The sequence below is a fragment of the Ruixingdingia sedimenti genome (assembly GCF_031432425.1).
Classification (GTDB): Bacteria; Pseudomonadota; Alphaproteobacteria; order Rhodobacterales; family Rhodobacteraceae; genus Ruixingdingia; species Ruixingdingia sedimenti.
This window is the reverse complement of sequence record NZ_JAVKPH010000091.1, coordinates 1-2,110: the sequence shown is the minus strand read 5'-3', so window position 1 is coordinate 2,110 and position 2,110 is coordinate 1. Positions and strand designations below refer to the sequence as shown.

Below are 2,110 nucleotides of genomic sequence, written 5' to 3'. Positions count from 1 at the left end.
CCATCACGGAAGTCACAGGATAAGTCTGTCCGGGGAAAGGGGAACTCCGGCCCTCAGCCGATTTGTGCAACAGAGCCGCATGGGGGCGCCAAGCATGATGATCGGGGTCCGGCAGGAATCCTGGGACCGGATTTCCGAGGCGGACCGGGCGGCGATCGACGCGATCACCATCGGCAAGCTCGGCCCGGCCATCGGGGCGGCGCAATATGTGAAGGAACATGAGGCGTTCGACAAGCTGCGCGCGGCGGGCTATCGGATCGACACGGCCGACGCGGCTTTCCTGGCCGCCCTGCGGGAACAGGCGCAGCCGCTGGAGGCGGACTGGGTGGCGCGTGCGCGGGAAAAGGGTCTCGCCGATCCTGCCGCGATCCTCGACAAGCTGCGGGATGAGATCGCGGCGCTGGAGGCGGCGGAGTAGCGGGCGCCCGGCAGCGCCGATCCCGTCGAAATGAACCGGCCGGGGCGTCATCGCCCCGGCCGGCCCCTTTCCGCCGATTGGGCGGGGCGGGGTGCGCAGGATGCCGCCTGTTCACGGAAGCCTTTGGCGCGGCTGGCTATTTCCTCTTGTATCCTGACATGCGAAAGGGGCGGCCCGGTCGATGTACCGGCCCCCGGCGCTGCATGAAGGAACAGGCAATGCGATTCACCATTCTGGACGGCTTTCGCGGCTGGTTCCTCTTTTTCATGATGATCGCGCATATCAACGGGCTGTTGCAGGCGCCCTTGGGCCATGTGAACCACCATGCCTTCGGCTGGGTCGAGGATGCGCAGGGCTTCGTCTTTCTGTCGGGTCTGGTGATGGCGATGGTCTATGGGCGCAAGCTGTTGAAATACGGCGAGGGGGTGATGACCCGGGGCCTGCTGGGCCGCGCCGGGCTGATCTGGCGCTATCAGGCGGGGCTGGTGCTGTTCTTCCTTGCGCTGGCGCTGGCCCTGCCGATGCTGGGGATCCCCGCGACGATCCTGCGCCAGCAGACGGCGGAGCCGGTGGTGTTCTCTGCCGCCTCGCTGATGCTGGTGACGGGAACGATCCATATGGGCATCCTGCCGATGTATGTCTGGTTCGTGCTGGCCACGCCTTTCGTCCTGCGCCAGTTCCATGCCGGGCGGGCGCCGGCGGTGTTCGCGGGGTCGGCCTTCCTGTGGCTGCTGGCGCAGACCTCGCTGCCCGATCAGGCGCAACTGCCGATCGAGGCGGCGCTGGCCGCCATGGGCCATCCGATCAATATCGGGATCTATTTCAACGTTTTCGGCTGGCAGGTGCTGTTTCTGGGCGGGCTGTGGCTGGGCTGGCTACTGGCCAACGACCGGCTGGACCTGTCGGTGCTGCGCAGCCCGGTGATGGCGCAGGTGTTCTGGATCGCGCTGGCGGGGTTCCTGTTGCTGGGGGCGCTGGACGTGATTTCCCGCACCGGCGCATTGGGGCAGGATTACGCGCGGTGGGTGTTCCCGACCATCGACCGGGGCAACCTGCATATCGTCTATCTGACGGCCTTCGCGATCGACCTTTATCTGGTGACATGGCTGGTTGTGGCCGGGCGCGACAGCGGCTGGCGCGGGCTGGCCTGGGCGGGGGCGGCGATCACCTGGCTGTTCACCCGCCCGCCGCTGGTGATGCTGGGGCGGCATTCGTTGCAGGTGTTCGTGGCGCATGTGCTGGCGGTCTATGCGCTGGAAATCGTGATGGAGGGGCAGGATGTGCCGGCGCTGCCGGTCTGGGCGCGCAACCTGATCCTGCTGGCCATGACGCTGCCGCTGTTCGCGGTGGCTTGGGTGCGCGACCGCCGCCGCGCGGCCGCCCCCGCGCGGCGTACCGCGGCGGCCTGAAGCCTCAACGGGACTCAGACCCCAGATCTACAAGAGAAAGATGGCCGACAATGCGCGAAGCTGATCGCATTGAATGAGGGAGGGCTCACAAAACTCCCGCCCTTCCACGTCGGAAGTAACTGGATGGATCGTCTCCTGTCACGAGTTCATGCTGCGCCAGTCATAGCGAAGCTGTTCCAGTTCTGGATATTTCTCCGGTAGCGCCGTAGGTCATGTTGACAAATGGCGGAGCCAGAGGCGGATCGACGTGATGTCGATGAAGCCCAGGAAGCTTTCGGCGGTC

2 protein-coding genes are annotated in these 2,110 nt (G+C 65.9%); both read left to right on the top strand.

What is annotated here, in order from left to right:
* The first annotated feature begins 94 nt into the window (after window positions 1-94).
* Window positions 95-418: a type 2 periplasmic-binding domain-containing protein gene (locus tag RGD00_RS23135; protein WP_310459590.1), complete on the top strand. Its 324-nt coding sequence runs from the start codon at window positions 95-97 to the stop codon at window positions 416-418.
* Window positions 419-636: 218 nt separating this feature from the next.
* A complete protein-coding gene (gene opgC / locus RGD00_RS23130; protein WP_310459589.1) occupies window positions 637-1,827 on the top strand; it encodes an OpgC domain-containing protein in 1,191 nt (396 codons plus the stop codon).
* Window positions 1,828-2,110 lie beyond the last annotated feature (283 nt).

What these genes read in the sequence shown, in the direction of transcription:
- RGD00_RS23135 (WP_310459590.1), top strand. Translation starts at nt 95, where the DNA reads ATGATGATCGGGGTCCGGCAGGAATCCTGGGACCGGATTTCCGAGGCG.
- opgC (WP_310459589.1), top strand. Translation starts at nt 637, where the DNA reads ATGCGATTCACCATTCTGGACGGCTTTCGCGGCTGGTTCCTCTTTTTC.